The 15036-nt window shown below is 66.5% G+C and carries 14 protein-coding genes; 10 read left to right on the forward strand and 4 right to left on the reverse strand.

The window, feature by feature from the left end; all coding sequences use genetic code 11:
- The 10 genes from RUMESO_RS25735 to RUMESO_RS11115 all read left to right on the forward strand — a co-directional run.
- A partial coding sequence (locus RUMESO_RS25735) for a COG1361 family protein (protein WP_037280217.1) occupies positions 1 to 1358 on the forward strand: 1358 nt, incomplete at its 5' end.
- Positions 1289 to 1783: a hypothetical protein gene (locus RUMESO_RS25740; protein ID WP_037280218.1), complete on the forward strand. Its 495-nt coding sequence runs from the start codon at positions 1289 to 1291 to the stop codon at positions 1781 to 1783. The genes RUMESO_RS25735 and RUMESO_RS25740, both read left to right, overlap by 70 nt.
- Positions 1784 to 2377: 594 nt before the next feature.
- Positions 2378 to 3304 carry a glycosyltransferase family 2 protein gene (locus RUMESO_RS24210; protein ID WP_169791162.1) on the forward strand — a complete coding sequence of 309 codons (927 nt, stop codon included), beginning with the start codon at positions 2378 to 2380 and terminating at the stop codon, positions 3302 to 3304.
- Positions 3301 to 4287 carry a glycosyltransferase family 2 protein gene (locus tag RUMESO_RS11085; RefSeq protein ID WP_051521242.1) on the forward strand — a complete coding sequence of 329 codons (987 nt, stop codon included), beginning with the start codon at positions 3301 to 3303 and terminating at the stop codon, positions 4285 to 4287. The genes RUMESO_RS24210 and RUMESO_RS11085 overlap by 4 nt, the downstream gene beginning before the upstream one ends.
- Positions 4287 to 5291 carry a Gfo/Idh/MocA family protein gene (locus tag RUMESO_RS11090; RefSeq protein WP_245639248.1) on the forward strand — a complete coding sequence of 335 codons (1005 nt, stop codon included), beginning with the start codon at positions 4287 to 4289 and terminating at the stop codon, positions 5289 to 5291. The genes RUMESO_RS11085 and RUMESO_RS11090 overlap by 1 nt, the downstream gene beginning before the upstream one ends.
- Entirely contained in the window at positions 5284 to 6369 is a 1086-nt protein-coding gene (locus RUMESO_RS11095; protein WP_037280221.1) for an NAD-dependent epimerase/dehydratase family protein, read from the forward strand. The genes RUMESO_RS11090 and RUMESO_RS11095 overlap by 8 nt, the downstream gene beginning before the upstream one ends.
- Positions 6366 to 7940, forward strand: a complete 1575-nt coding sequence (locus RUMESO_RS24215) for a bifunctional glycosyltransferase/class I SAM-dependent methyltransferase (RefSeq protein ID WP_082483866.1) — start codon at positions 6366 to 6368, stop codon at positions 7938 to 7940. The genes RUMESO_RS11095 and RUMESO_RS24215 overlap by 4 nt, the downstream gene beginning before the upstream one ends.
- 149 nt (positions 7941 to 8089) lie before the next feature.
- Positions 8090 to 8890 (forward strand): polysaccharide deacetylase family protein, encoded by an 801-nt coding sequence (locus RUMESO_RS11105; protein ID WP_281177556.1) that lies wholly within the window; start codon positions 8090 to 8092, stop codon positions 8888 to 8890.
- On the forward strand, positions 8878 to 9735 hold the full coding sequence (locus RUMESO_RS11110; RefSeq protein ID WP_051521245.1) for a glycosyltransferase family 2 protein: 858 nt from the start codon (positions 8878 to 8880) through the stop codon (positions 9733 to 9735). Before RUMESO_RS11105 ends, RUMESO_RS11110 begins: the two co-directional genes overlap by 13 nt.
- Positions 9735 to 10625 carry a glycosyltransferase family 2 protein gene (locus RUMESO_RS11115; protein ID WP_051521246.1) on the forward strand — a complete coding sequence of 297 codons (891 nt, stop codon included), beginning with the start codon at positions 9735 to 9737 and terminating at the stop codon, positions 10623 to 10625. The genes RUMESO_RS11110 and RUMESO_RS11115 overlap by 1 nt, the downstream gene beginning before the upstream one ends.
- Here RUMESO_RS11115 and RUMESO_RS11120 read toward each other — a convergent pair.
- The 4 genes from RUMESO_RS11120 to RUMESO_RS11135 all read right to left on the reverse strand — a co-directional run bounded on the left by RUMESO_RS11120 (position 10604) and on the right by RUMESO_RS11135 (position 14956).
- Positions 10604 to 11629, reverse strand: coding sequence for a polysaccharide pyruvyl transferase family protein (locus RUMESO_RS11120; RefSeq protein ID WP_156362898.1), 1026 nt, complete (start codon positions 11627 to 11629; stop codon positions 10604 to 10606). The two genes, RUMESO_RS11115 and RUMESO_RS11120, sit on opposite strands and share 22 nt — an antisense overlap.
- Positions 11626 to 12837, reverse strand: coding sequence for an ABC transporter ATP-binding protein (locus RUMESO_RS11125; RefSeq protein WP_037280223.1), 1212 nt, complete (start codon positions 12835 to 12837; stop codon positions 11626 to 11628). The genes RUMESO_RS11120 and RUMESO_RS11125 overlap by 4 nt, the downstream gene beginning before the upstream one ends.
- A 13-nt stretch (positions 12838 to 12850) precedes the next feature.
- Positions 12851 to 13600 (reverse strand): ABC transporter permease, encoded by a 750-nt coding sequence (locus RUMESO_RS11130; protein WP_082483870.1) that lies wholly within the window; start codon positions 13598 to 13600, stop codon positions 12851 to 12853.
- A gap of 99 nt (positions 13601 to 13699) precedes the next feature.
- The gene (locus RUMESO_RS11135) at positions 13700 to 14956 is read right to left on the reverse strand and encodes a glycosyltransferase family 2 protein (RefSeq protein ID WP_082483874.1); all 1257 of its coding nucleotides are present in this window, start codon (positions 14954 to 14956) and stop codon (positions 13700 to 13702) included.
- Between the last annotated feature and the right edge of the window lie 80 nt (positions 14957 to 15036).

Raw genomic sequence — 15036 nt, forward strand, 5'->3', positions numbered from 1 at the left:
TCAACACCATCACCCTCGCCCAACGCGGCGGCGCCGGCCCCAACATCGACAGCGTCAAGATCACGCCTCTCAATGTCGGGCCTGCGGACACGACCGCTGACGAGGGCAATGACCTTGCGCTCGCCGTGGTCAACTCGACCAACCCGGCGGCGGTGGTCTTCCAGGTCAACGGCCTCGACAGCGACATCCAGACGATCACGGTCAGCTTCAACGGCGGTACGGCAGAGGCGGTGACCCTGGATGCGCAGGGCCGCTTCACGCGCGACCTCAGCAGCCAAGCCGGCACGGTGACGGCCAACCTCGTCGTAAAGGATGATGCGAACAACACCGCGTCGACCTCGGCGACAGTGACCATATCGACCGGGGGCGACCCGAACGCGGACATCGCCGTCAAGAGCAAGGACGCGGCCTTCTACGCCGACCGTCTGCACTTCAACTGGATCGACAACCCAGAGTCCGTGACTCCCGGCACACCGCGCGACTACAAGGACAGCGCGGTCGTCACCATCTCGAACACCGGCACCGCGCCTCTCCAGTTCCTGGAATCGACGCTCACCGGGCCGTTCAAGCTGGCCAACCCGGCCGCTTTCACCGGCCTCACGCTAGGCGCCGGCAAGTCGGTCGACGTCACCGTCCTCTTCGACCGCACCGCCTACACGCCGAAAGCCCAGACCGTCACGGGCGTCGTCGAGGGCGCGCTCACGCTGCGAACGAACGACGCCGACAGTCCGATCGCCAAGGTCAACCTCGAGGCGTTCTGGCAGCAGCGCGACGAGGGCGGCTGGGAGCCGAACGCCAACGAGATCTGGAAGATGTTCGGCTTCGGCAACTTCATCGAGGGTCTCTCTCTCAACAACGGCGGCGAGTTCTCGGCCCTGAATTTCTACGATGTCTACCTGCCGGCGGACGAGACGGAGGTGCTCTCTGCCTACTGGCGGCTGGCCGACGGGGTCACCTCAGCCAAGGTCACTCAGCTTGCGGCCTCCACAAGCCGGCCGGGGCGGCGCTCACCATCCACAATCCGGGATCCAAGAGCGCGGCGGTCCAGATCACCTATCACGATCCGCTCCAGAACCAGTCCATCCTGCCACTGCGGCCGAACGGGACCTTCGCCACGGGTACGTTCACCAACACGACGGTTCCGGATGCCTGGACGGGCAACGACATCTTCGGCTTCACCGTCGCCGGCCTTTCCACCGATCCCAACCTCAATCCGACCGGGACCGGCGCGCCGACCCAGGCCGAGCTCGACGCCCGCTATCCGGGCTACACGGTCAAGAACGGCAACGTGTTCGACCCGAGCGGCAAGGCGGTGCCCGACGGCTACACGGTCCGCGTGTTCCAGGCCGTGGATATGAACGGCGTGGCAATCCCGAACACCTATCTCATCCTCCAGGACTACACCGGCATCAACTACGACTACCAGGACAACGTGTTCGTCGTTGAAGGCATCACGCCGGTCTTCTCGGGGACAGCGACCGCAACCCTGTCTTCGGCTCTCGCAAAGACGAGTTCGGCCAGCCTCCAAGGGACTGGAGAGGCGACTGATGATCGCCTTCTTGGAGACGCGGGGGCGAACCACCTGCGCGGCTGGGGCGGCGACGACGTGCTGATGGGGGGCCGGGGCGAGGACCACCTGAGCGGGGGGGCGGGCGAGATCCGGCTCCGGGAGGTGCGGGCGGGGGTCCTGGTCGAGCTCAACGTCGACGACGACGCGCGGCCCGAGCTGGCGATCCTGGTCCGGGGCGGCGGCGGGCTCGACGCCGGCGACTTCGTGCTCTGACCGGCGGCGGGCCGGCTCGCCCCAAGGGGGCGGGACCGGCCACCGCACGCCCCCGGCGGACCGGTCCGCCGGCCTGTGGCTGGCTATCCCTGTTGGAAATAGGCACCCAACTTGGAAGGCCACTAGTCTGGCAGAAGGTTCACGGGCCTGTCTTGGAGAGGCGCGATGACAACTATGCCGGTGGATGCGAGCCTGCGTGAGGTCCGACGCCCTACCAGGTGGACGTCTAGAACATCCTGCTAACTTGCTTCGTGTCGCGAGTGATCTTCGTTCCAGTGCTGGCGGTACGACCGAAGCCGTATGACGGGTCATCGGCTTGCACCTTCGTCCATCTGACATGATCCAACTGCTTCGAACGGCGAGTCTGCTCGGACCCAGATCGATCGCCGGAGTGCCGATCGTTACGACCAGACCATTACTGTCACGACCAGGGACTTCCTTTGGCGAGGAGCTAAAAGGACCTCGTGATCCCACTGGAGGCCTGCAGCACCGCCGAGACCGGAGTCGTGCGCCCCGATGCTCAGGGTCGCTCTACAGTGAGTTGGCAAGATGGGAGTTCCCGAAAGGCTTGCCAGCGAGTATCGTCCGAGAGCCATGACGCCCAAGACCTCTGTTGTCGTAGTCACCTACAACCATGCTGCGTTCATAGATCAGGCACTTGAATCGGTTCTGGGTCAGAGGACCGATCATGACTTCGAAGTCATAATCAGCGAGGATGCGTCCACCGACGGAACCCACGAAATCGTCAAGCGCTGGCAAGAACGGTTCCCCTCGGTCGTCCGTTTGCTCCTCTCGGAGAAGAACCTGCGCAGCAATGAGACCGTAAGGCGCGGCTTTCATGCGGCACGAGGCAAATACGTCTCCCTGCTGGACGGCGACGATTGCTGGAGTTCGCCGGACAAGCTTGCACGACAAGCGGCAGTCCTCGACGCGGATCCCAGCCTTAGTCTCTGCTTTCATAATGCAGTGGTCTCTACGGGCACGACGCGTTTCGGAGGTCTGTGGACCGATCCTTCATTGAAGGCGAGGCTCGGCTTGGCCGACCTGTGGGAGGGCAACCCCTTCGCGACCTGCGGGAGCATGTTCAGGAGGGCTTGCGTGCCACGGATTCCGGACTGGTACTGCCAGGTCGGCGGCATGATCACCGATTGGCCCCTCTATGTCCTCTTCGCCGAAAAGGGCGACATCGCCTTCCTGCCCGAAGCGATGGGCGTCTACAGGCTCCATCCGGGCGGTGCGTTCTCGCCGAAGTCGGACCTGACCAAACTCGAAACCATGGAGATGCTTTACCGGATCGTGAACGAAGGGACCGAATTCAGGCACGACAAGGACCTTCGGGCGGGTCATGGCAGGTATTTCCTCGACATGGCACGGACCTACTTGGATCAGGGCCGAACGGATCTCGCGCGCCGGTGCCTTCGGGAGGCTCGCAGCTATCGGCCCCGCGGTCAGTTCCGAGGTCTCGCCGAAGCGTTCTCGCTGGAGGTGCGCAGTTGGCTGCGTCGGAGAGCATCGCTGTGACGATCGACAAGGCTGAGGTTCCGACGATCCCTCCGATCGCGGAACCGGCCGCCTCGCCGCGCTGGTCGGTCATGATCCCGACCTATGAAAGCGCGCATCTGGCCGCAGGGGCGATCGACTCCGTGCTCAAGCAGGCGTTGCCGCCCGACGACATGGAGATCGTCGTCGTGGACGATGCCTCGCGCGATGACATCGAACGTGTGGTGGCCGAACGTGGCGGGCGGGTTCGATTGCACAAGCAGCCGAGTAATCTCGGCGTGCCGGCCAACCTGACCGAATGCATCCGCCTTTCCAGGGGGCAACTCGTCCATATTCTCCATGGCGACGACATGGTCCGCCCTGGATTTTATGCCGCAATGGAGAAGGGCTTCGCGGATCCTTCGGTGGGCGCCGTCTGGTGCCGTCAGATCTTCATGGATCGCGACGGAAACTGGACCGGAGTCAGCGCCATCGAGGCGCCCGAGGGCCGGGTCCTGCACGCGGCCCGGTTCCTGGCGGAGCGACAAAGGATCATGACGCCATCCATCTGCGTGCGCCGCTCCGTCTATGAGGCGGTGGGCGGGTTCCATCCTGAGCTGCGCTGCGTGGAAGACTGGGAGATGTGGGTCCGCATCGCGGCCCGCTTCGCCATCGGGCACGTTCATGAGCCCCTGGCGGTCTATCGGATGCACGCCGCGTCGAACACGGGCCGCAACCTTCGGGATGCGGCCGAGGCGGCCTATGCGGGAAAGGCCATAGACCTCTTCGCTGCCCATCTGCCGCCATCCGAGGCAGGGGACGTCGTCCGCGCGGCTCGCCGCTCCGCCGCTCGTCATGCGCTGGACACCGGCTGGAGCCTTGCGCGAGGTGGGGATCGGTCAGCGGGACGGGCTCAGGCCGCGGCGGCCCTGCGGCTGTCCCGCGATCCTGCGATCCTGCTCCGGGCGGTCTACAACCTGCTCCTCGGTCCCATTTCGCCATCCCATCCGGGAGGGCCGACGTGATGCTCCCATCGGTGGTGATCTCGGGCTGCGGGGCGGTGGTCAACGAATATTACGGTCCGCTGCTGCAGCGTCGGGAGCTGGATGGCCAACTGCGCGTCATCGGCGTGCACGACCCGTCGCCCGACCGGATGCGTGCAGTGGTCGACCGCCATTTCCCTTCAGCCCGCCCTTGCGCCGTCTTCACGGATCTCGTGGGGCTTCCTGCCGATCTGGTGATAGTTGCAGCCCCACCGGCCACTCATGCCGCGCAGGTCATCGAGGCACTCGAGGCAGGCCGAGCAGTCCTCTGCGAGAAGCCCATGGCGCTGACTGGGGCGGAGGCGGAACGAATGGTCGTGACAGCGGAACGGACGCGTCGACTCCTTGCGGTGGCGCTGGTCCGCCGCTGGCACCCATCGAGCCGCATCGCGCGCTGGATCGTCCGGAGTGGGCTCTTCGGGTCGGTCCACTCGGTCGATGTCTTCGAAGGGGGACCGTTCCGGTGGCCCGTCTCGGGACCGGGATACTTCACGCGAAGCCTGTCGGGGGGAGGGGTCTTGGCCGACCTTGGGCCCCACCTGCTCGACCTTCTCCACGACTGGCTGGGCGAGCTCGAGTTGCTGGAGATGCAGGACGATGCCATGGGCGGAGTCGAGGCCAATGCGCTCGTGCGACTCCGCGCCGGGAACGTGCCGGTCGTCCTGCGTCTGACGCGCGACTGGGAGCGGCCGAACGAGATCACCGTCCAGTTTGACCAGGCGATGTTGCGCTGGAGGCCCGACGACATCAGCCATGTCACGGTCACCACGCGGGACGGGCAGGCGCTGAAGCTTACCGGGCCCGAGGATGGTGACTTTCTGGACAGTTTCGGCGCCATGCTCGACGCGGTTCTTGAGCGGATGGCCGGGTGCCCCTCCCCGGTCGTGGAAGGCCGCGAGGCGTTGACGGTGGTAAGATTGATCGAGAGGGCCTACCGAGACCGCCTGCCCATGGTCATGCCGTGGCTGGAACCGGCCCATGGCTGACCTTGGCCCTCGAATAGCCGTTGTTGGCGCCGGCGGCTTCGTGGGCAATCGCATGGTGGAGGTCCTGAACCTTGACCTCCGGTGGCCCGTCCGGCCTGTGGCACGCCGCGCAAGCGGGCTGGCCCTCGCGGCCCGCTTCGCTCTCGATGGCCGCGTGGCTAATGCCATGGACCATCAGCGCCTGAAAGAGGCGCTCGACGGCTGTGAGGTCGTGGTCCACGCCGTGGCCGGTGACTCCGCGACGATCATCGGGTCCGTGGAGCCGGTTTACACTGCGGCCGCGGCGGCGGGCTGCCGACGCCTTGTCTACCTCAGTTCAGCCATGGTGCATGGCCAATCGCCGACCGCCGGGACCGATGAGGGGTCGCCATTGCCGCGCGACCAGCGCCTGCCCTACAACCTCGCGAAGCGCGAGGCCGAACGGCGCCTCTTCAAGCTTGCCGAGCGAGGCAAGGTTGAAGCGGTGGCCTTGCGGCCGGGCATCGTCTGGGGGCCGCGCTCACAATGGATCGGAGGGCTGGCCGACGCCCTGCTGGGTGGACGGGCCGGGTTGGTGGACGCTGGCCGGGGGGTTTGCAACGCCATCCATGTGGACAATGTCGTTCATGCCGTGCGACTGGCCGCGACCGTTCCTGGGGTCGCGGGCGAGGCGTTCCTGATCGGAGAGCATGAGACGCCGAGCTGGCGGACCTTCACCGCGAGGGTTGCCACGGCCCTAGGGATGTCGATCGAGGCCATTCCGACGCTCGACTTCGAGCAGACGCCACCGACGCTGCAAGAACGGGTCGACGGCTGGCGACAGTCCCGCTCGGTCCAGCGTGCGCTGGAATCCCTGCCGAGGCCGCTCCGGATGGGGCTGGCGGCCGCTTGGGCGGCTTCGGGCGCCCTGCCGCAAGCGAGACCGCCGGGACCCCAGGCCGACTTGGAGATGGCGCTCCTTCATCGCGCCACGCACGTCCCGAACTGGGAGAAGGCGCGCAGAGTGCTCGGCTACGAGCCGATCATGCCCACGGACGAGGGCTGGCGACGCACGATCGCCTGGCTCGCCTTTGCAGGCTATCCGGTGACCGTCACATGACGCGGGTCTCGGCGGTCATCAACATCTACGAGGAGGACCCGACGCTGATCTCGGAGGCCATCGCGAGCATCCGGGCGCAGACCCGACCGGCGGACGAGATCATCGTCGTGCAGGACGGCATGCACCGGGATTATTCCGCGTTGTTCGCCCGGCATCCGGACCTGACTCTCCTCCGGCAGGAGAACATGGGTCTGGCGGCTGCGCGCAACACGGGGCTGCGCGCGGCGACTGGCGACATGATCCTGTTCCTGGACGGGGACGACCGCCTCATGCCCGAGGCCATCGCCGTCAACCTTGCGCAGCTCGAGGGAGAGCCGGGAGCCCTCATGGCCTTTGGCGGCTGGCGTTTCATCGAGGCGGACGGCACGCCGCTGCCGCAGATCGTCATGCCGCCTTTGGGCGAGGACCCTGTAGCGACTCTTCTCCGCGGCAACTGCATCGGGATGCACTCCACCGTGCTTTATCGCCGCTCCGCCCTGCTGGCGGAGGGAGGCTTCGCCCCCGACTTCCGCGCCTGCGAGGACTACGAGCTGTATCTGCGCATGGCCCGGCGGGGACCGATTCTCGCCACGGGCCGCCTGCTGGCCGAATACCGGCAGCATGGCGGCAACATGTCGTCGGATCATCCGATGATGATGCGCACCGCTCTGCGCGTGCTGGCCGCGCAGGAGCCGCACCTCGCTGGCCGGCCGGACTGGGCGGCTGCGCGTCGGCAGGGCATCGCAGCCTGGAAGGTGCATTATGCGCGCCAGCAGTATGCCGACATCCTGAAGGCAGCCCGCGGACAGGCGCCTGCTGGACGGGTCCTGCGAAGCTGGCTACGCATGACTCGCGCGGTCCCGTGGACGATGGGCAAGGTGGTCATGTCGGAAATTCTGAGCCGTATTCGGGCGGCGATCCGCACCGACGCGCGGCAGCGGCCGGTCGATCATGTTGACTGGGGTCAGCTTCGGAGGACAACGCCCGTGAGCCCTTGGTTCGGCTTCGACCGGGGGCTTCCGGTCGACCGCCGCTACATCGAAGGATTCCTGACGACGAGCGCGGGCGACATCCGTGGCCGTGTGCTCGAAGTTGGCGACAATGCCTACACGCTGAGGTTCGGCGGCGACCGCGTGACAGCGAGCGAAGTGCTGCACGTCGATCCGGAGGCTCCTGGCGTCACCTACGTCGCCGACCTCGCCGATGGCGCCGGGCTGCCCGACAATGCCTTCGACTGCATCGTGCTCACGCAGACGCTGCACCTCATCTACGACATGCCCGCCGCCATCCGTACCATCCGTCGCATCCTCGCACCCGGAGGCGTGCTCCTCCTCACCGTTCCCGGCGTGAGCAGTGTGGACCAGGGAGAGTGGGGAGGCACATGGTTCTGGTCGTTGACCGCCGCTTCCCTGGGCCGCCTTCTCAGCGATGCTTTCCAAGTCGAGAACGTGTCGGTCGAGACGCATGGCAATGTGCTGGTCGCGACCGCCTTCCTCCACGGCTTGGCCGCGTCCGAGCTGACGGATGAGGAGTTCGCGGTCGCGGACCCGAATTATCCCGTCATCGTGACAGCTCGGGCCCGTAAAGCTTGAGGATGCGGGCGGCCCTTGGTCGGCTCGGCGGGGTCGCTCGATGGCTGGCTGGTCGGTCCGATCCCGTCATCCTGATGTATCATCGGGTCGCCCAGACGGAGGTCGATCCCTGGGGCCTGTCGGTCCGGCCCGAAACCTTCGAGCGGCAGATGGCCCTTCTCGCGCAGACGCGGAGGCCCGTGCCACTCCGATGGTTGACGGCTGAGTTGCGGGCCGGGCGGAGGCCGCCAGGGGCCGTGGCGGTGACCTTCGACGATGCCTACCGCGACGTGCTGGAGAATGCCCAGCCGAGCTTGGTCCGGCACGGCGTCCCCGCGACGGTCTTCGTCGTCTCGGGCACGATCGGATCGGAGCGCGGCTACTGGTGGGACGAGTTGGCGCAGTTGGTCCTGGGAGATCAAGCCCTTCCGGAGGCCATGGACTTGCCTGTCCCATCGCCGGAGGTCGAGCTGGCACGCCAGCAAGGAGACCGCAGCGCCCTGCACATGGCTCTCTGGCGTTTGGTCAGGCTTCGGCCGGAGGAAGAGCGCGCCACGATCATGCGGGCCGTGGCTCGTGCCTATGGCGACCCGCCGATCCCCTATGCGCCAGTGATGACGGAGCACGAGCTCCGTTCGATCACCGATGGCGGGCTGGTGAGTCTCGGGGTCCATACCGTGACGCACCCGTCGCTGCCCTCGCTCACGGTCGAGCGGCAGCGCGAGGAACTGGCGGCCAGCCGGGCGGAGGTGGAGCGGATCGCCGGAGAGCCTCTTGCCTCGCTGGCCTATCCATTCGGCGACTACGACGAGACCACCATCGGCGTCGCGCGCTCGCTCGGCTTCGACCACGCGGTCAGCGTCGAGGCTGGGTGGGCCAACGACTGGGGGCGACGGTTCGCGCTGCCACGGATCGACGTCAAGGACTGGCCGGACGCGCGTTTCCTGCGGACGCTTGCATGGCTCGGGTAAGCGCGATCATCATCTTCCTCAATGAGGAGCGCTTCCTGGCCGAGGCCATCGCCAGCGTCCGGGCGCAGACCTTCGACGATTGGGAACTTATACTCGTGGACGACGGCTCCACCGATGCGAGCCCTTCGATCGCCCATGCAGTCGCGGCGCAGGACCCCCGTATCCGCGTCGTGACGCATCCCGGCGGCGAGAATCGGGGCATGAGCGCGAGCCGCAACCGCGGACTGGCCGAGGCAAGAGGGGATTACGTCGCTTTCCTCGATGGTGACGACGTCTGGCTCCCGCAGAAGCTTGCCGAACAGGTGGCGATCCTGGACGCCGAGCCGCGATGCGGGATGCTCTATGGCCGGACGATGCTCTGGCATAGCTGGAACCCGGAAGCGGCGGATCGAGACGGGTTCCTGGATCTGGGGGTGGAGCCGGGTCGCTCCTATGACCCGCCGGTTCTCTACAGGCTCCTGTTGCGGAACCGGGCGCAAGCCCCCACGACCAACAATGCCATCCTTCGCCGATCTCTGGCGGACCAAGTGGGTGGCTTCGAGGACGAGTTCCGCACGCTGTTCGAGGATCAGGTCTTCTATGTGAAGACCCATCTCGCGGCGCCTTGCTTCGTGGACGACCGTGTCTGGGCCTGGTATCGCCAGCATCCCCGAAGTTCGACCTCGCAAGTCCACCCCCTGCGGGAACTGGCGGCGCTCGCTCGCTTCCACCGCTGGGTGGGGGGCTACTTGCGGGCGCATTATCCGGGCCGGAGGGATCTTTGGTTGTCGCTGTTGGCTGCGAGGGTCGATTGCCGGTTGCGGCAAGCTAGGGCCATGGCCGGCTTCGCGCTGGGGCGCGGCTGATGGCGATGCCTCGCGTCTCGATTATCACGCCTTTCCTCGACGCCGAACGCTATCTTGCCGAAGCCGTCGAGAGCGTGCGGGCCCAGACCTTCCCCGACTGGGAGTTGCTCCTTGTCGACGACGGATCGAGCGACGAAGGCCCTGCCATCGCGAACCGATATGTTGACGCCGAACCTGGGAGGATTCGTTACCTGCCGCCGGACCCGCGTCGGCGTGGTGCCGCAGCGGCTCGCAACAGGGGCATCGCGGCTGCGCGCGGGGCGCTGATCGCCCTTCTCGACGCAGACGACACCTATCTGCCCGAGAAGCTTGCCCACGACTTGGCGACCCTTGCCGCAGACCCCGGCGTCGCCTGGCTGTACCGCTCTACCCGCTGGGTTCATGATGGTGCTCTGGGGCGCGATTGGACCGAGCGCCCTGGCGTGCGGACCGACCGGAGCTACGATCCACCACACTTGCTGATTCGCGTCATTCTCAGAGAGCGCGGCGATGTGCCCTCCACCTGCGGCGTGTTGATGCGTAAGACTGCGGTTGAGGCTGTCGGAGGGTTCGAGGAAAGGTTTCGCCTCTACGAAGACCAGACACTCTGGGCGAAGCTGATGCTCAATGGCCGGACCCGCGTCGGGACAGGAAGCGATGCTCTTTATCGTCAGCATCCTCTATCCACCTCGGCGGCGGCCATTGCTTCAGGAGACTATCACCCCACCCGGCCCCATGCCGCGCGCAGAGCCTTTCTCGACTGGCTCCAGGATTACGTGCAGGACCATGGTGCCGATCCACGCTTGCTCCAGGCGCTCGCTGCGGCCAAGGCCGATTGCGACGGTGGGGCCTTGACGGCCGTCCGGCGTCGCTTGCGGCGTCTCAGCCGCTACGTCCCGGCGATGCCATGAACTCCGTGCAAGTAGCGCGCCAGCCGTGATCTGAGGCCTCGTGGCGGAGGCTCCGGCTGTGGTGGCGGTGGAAGTCCGGCCAGGAAGGCCGCCATGCCCGCGCCACTCTGCCGCTGCGCATAGGCGCGCTCGATGGCCCCGCCAGGTAGAAGGGCCTCGACGAGGCGGTCCCGAATCGCCTCTGCATCATTGGCTGCGCGCCGACCACGAAGCATCGCAAGCTCCTGCGCCTCGCGCGTCCGAAGCGCTTCGAAAACCTGGTCGAGTCGCTCGGGCGAGAGATCGGAAAGCCCGAGTACATGCGGCCAGCCGATGTGGCGGCACTGCCTCGTGATCTTGCCACCGCCGCGCACGGCGTCGACGGCGAGGACCGGGACCCCCCGCTTCAATCCCATGACCAGGCCATGCAGCCGCGTGGTGACAAGGATGTCCACGCGTGCGATCAGCGCCTCGATCTCGCCCGGCGTTCGCAGGCCCATCTCATTCTGGTCGAGGCGCGTGTCGATCGCGACCCGCGCCGCCTCGTGCCGATCGAGCAGGGCGCCGATCGCCCTGTGAGCGGCGTCCGTGTCGGCCTCGTCGTGGGCCTCCACGAGGCAGACTCCGACGACCGGGGGCAGGGTAGCCCGACTGGCGAAGACCATGTCCGCATTCACGCCCTCGGCACTGTCCCTTTCGATCACGAGATCGAAGGGGTTCCACTGCGACGGGGGCCGCTCGAGGGACAGGTTGAGGCCAACCAGCCGGCAATGGGCGAAGCGCAGGAGAAAGTCGCGCTCGAGTGCGCCATGGTTGAAGGGGCCGCAGACGAAGAAGGCATGGCTGTAGATCGCCGGATCGACATCGCTCAGCGGCAGGCCATCCTCGAAGGGCGGGGCCACGGCCACATCGGCGGGCATGTCCTGTTCGCGTAGCCAATCCAGGAGCACGTCGCGCGCGAGGAGGTCGCCTCCCGTGGCGTGACCGTCCGCGTAGCTGAACCACCCGGCCACAAGAGCCCTCATGCCGCCACCCACCTGTGCGCGATCTCGACGTGGCCAAAGCCCGGTGCCTCGACAGCCTCTCGCCCTGCTACGAGGCCCGGTTGCACGTCGAAGACGAGTGCACCCTCGCAGCGGTCCTCGATGACGCCGTCGCCTGCCGTGAGGGCGACGTTCAGCCGGTAGCGGCCCGGACGGAGGGGGAGCGAGTCGATCTCGCAGCAGAAGACCTGGGACCTGGCGCCGGTTTGCACGTCCTGAGGCGCCGAATTGCCGGTGTCGAAGGACGTGACCCCCTGACCCAACACGTCATAGATCGTGAAGGCGCAGCGGACCCGGTCCGTGGGGCCATTGGCGCGGAACTCGAAGCAGGCTCGCTCGCCCGAGATCAGCGTTGGACCAGCGCGACCTTGGATGCGGATCGCCTCGACCCTGACATGGCCCCGGCCGCTCCGCTCCGTGCGCAGATGGATCGGCTCGTCGGCCCAGCGCTGCAGCATCCGGAGATGCTCGCCTATGACGGTCGTCGGTGTTCCATCCATGGCCACGACGCCCTCCCGGATCAGGATGGCGCGGCTGCACAGTTTCTGGATCGCCGCGAGCTGGTGGCTCACGATCAGCACCGTGCGACCCTCGCCCACCAGTTCGCCGATCCGGCCCAAGCACTTGGCCTGGAAGGCTGCGTCGCCCACGCCCAAGACCTCGTCCACGATCAGGATGTCGGGGTCGATATGAGCGGCCACCGCAAATCCCAGCCGCAGGTACATGCCGCTCGAATAGCGCTTCACGGGCGTGTCGATGAAGGGCTCTATGCCCGAGAACTCGACGATCTGCTCGAAGCGGGCCGCTGTCTCGCGGCGGGACATGCCGAGGATCGCGCCGTTGAGGAAGACGTTCTCGCGCCCCGTGAGCTCGGGGTGGAACCCTGTTCCGACCTCGAGGAGAGCGCCTACGCGCCCGCGCGCGATGATCCGGCCCGAGGTCGGCTCGACGATGCGGGACAGGATCTTGAGAAGGGTGCTCTTGCCTGCCCCATTTGCGCCGATGATGCCCAGGACCTCCCCGGGCTGAACATCGAACGACACGTCGCGAAGCGCCCAGAATGTGGAGACCGTCCGGCGACGGCTCCGAAAGGAGGCGAGACCCTCTCGGAGGGTGGGAAACGAGTTGCGCTCTCGCCCGACCATATAGGACTTGGCCAGGTGCTCGGCGCGGATGGCAAGGTGCTTCATGCCCGCGCCCTTCCTACAGGATGTCCGCCAGACTTCGCTCCGTATGCCGGAGGTAGACGGCCCCCATCCCCAGTGCAACGAAGGTTGAGGCGACCGAGATCGCGAAGGAGGGTGCGTGGATGGCAGTCCCGAAGAGGGACCAGCGAAGCCCATCCACGACCCCGACCATGGGATTGAGGCTGTAGATCATCCGCCAACCGCCGGGCAGCGCGCTGCTCGGGTAGGCTATGGGCGATGCGAACAGGGCAAATTGAAGCGCGAAGGGCAGGGCGTGGCCGACGTCTCGGTATTGGGCATTGGCGGCGCACAGGATGAGGCCCACGCCGAGCGTTGCCGCCAGCCCGAGGAGCAGCGGCGCCCAGACCAGAAGGAGGCGGACGGACGGCACCCAGTCATAAAAGATCAAGACCGCCACCAGAAGCGGCAGATGCACCAGCAACTCGATCAGGCCCGACAGTACGGCTGCGAGTGGCAGAGCGAGGCGAGGGAAGTAGACGCGGCGCACAAGCTCCTGGTTCGTGACAAAGCTCGTCGCGGCCGTGCTGACCCCGTGGGAGAAGAACTGCCAAGGGATCAGGCCCGCCAGCACGAAGAGCGGGTAGGGAACCCCGTCCGTGGCGACGCCGGCGAGGCGGGCGAAGATGAGCGTCAGAACGGTGGCGGTCAGGAGAGGCTGCAGCAACGCCCATGCGCACCCCCAGCACCGTCTGCCGATAACGGACCTTGAAGTCCCGCCAGACGAAGAAGGCGACGAGCTCCCGATGGAGCCAAAGCTCGTCCAATCCGAGTGACCCGATGCCGCGGCGGCGCTCGATCACAAGGACTGGCGGCTCGTGGGTGCGGGCTGGGCGCCACGGCTCCCTCATCCCCGGTGCTCCGTGGTCCAGACGATGCGCTGGCCGACCAATCCTGCCACGATGCCGCGGACCGAGATCGTCACGTCGACGGCCAGAAACGGAAGGGATGCGAGACTCATCAGGACAAGCCGCCGGTCCGCACCAGACAAGCGGAGCGCAAGCCCGATCTGCAGGCCGACGACAAGAACATAGAGGCCGACCAGAAGGGCTGCGACGATGATGGGGACCAAGGTCCCCGCCACCCAGCCAAGTAGGGCCAACAAGGCCAAAACCACGAGGAGCGGACGCTCGAAATAGCCAGCATGGGTGGCGAGCGAATCGAACCAGGCCACAAGGCTCTCGCCCCTCCCGCGAAGGAGCAGGGCCTTGGTCGCCGACTCGGCATATCCGGCGGACCAGCGCACGTGCTGCGCCAGATAGCCAGCCAGCGTGTCAGGCACGTCCTGGAGCGCGCGCACGTCGGCCGCGTAGGCGATGCGTCCACCCTCGGCCGAGATTGCAGCGGAGAACATCGTGTCGTCCGCGAACTGCCATCTCTCAGGATAGAGCTTGCGAAAGGTCGCTGGCCGACATGCCCAGGAACCTGCGAGCTTCGTCGGCAACCCGAGCGCGTGCTGGCCGCGGCTCGTCACCGCCTCGCCCACCGCCGCCTCGAGATAGCAGTAGGCCGAAACGAGCGAGCGGCTCGCGCGGTCCACCGGATGCTCTATGGCGACGGCCGCGACCCTGGGGTCGGCGAAGTACTTGACCAGGTTCTCAAGAGCGTCGGGCGCCAGCCGGTGGTCGGCATCGATGACGAGGAGGAGGTCGTCATCAGACATCGGGAGGCCGGTCAAGCCTTCCCGCAGCGCGATCGCCTTGCCTCGCTGAGGGGAAGGCAGGGCCACCGCGCGGAAAAGGTCGGGCTGCATCGCCTCAGCGTCGCGCATGAGTTCGGCCGAGCCGTCCGCGGATCCATCGTCTATCAGGATCACCACCCGATCTCCCTCGTAGGGCAGAGCGGCAAGAGAGGCGATCAGACGTGGAAGCCGCCGGGCCTCGTTGCGGCAGGCGCATGCGATCCAGATGCGCGGCCTCGCAGAGATCGCCTTCCAGGGCCGATAGAGCATCGCGGCCGCATAGCAGAGGAGCAGCCGGCGCGAGGCCGAGACCGCGAGGACGGCAGCCACAAGGACAGCCATAATGGTGAGAGAGACTTCGACCATGTACTGTTGCTTGCCAGGCCCGGTGATTGACAGAATTGCAACGTCCGAAAAGACCATAGCCTTGCAATTCAGCGCCGGGAAGCAGGGGTTTGACCGCTTCGATTGGGGTGGTCCTTCTGTCGCGAAACGTCGAATAT

The sequence above is a fragment of the Rubellimicrobium mesophilum DSM 19309 genome (assembly GCF_000600335.2).
GTDB classification, from domain to species: Bacteria; Pseudomonadota; Alphaproteobacteria; order Rhodobacterales; family Rhodobacteraceae; genus Rubellimicrobium; species Rubellimicrobium mesophilum.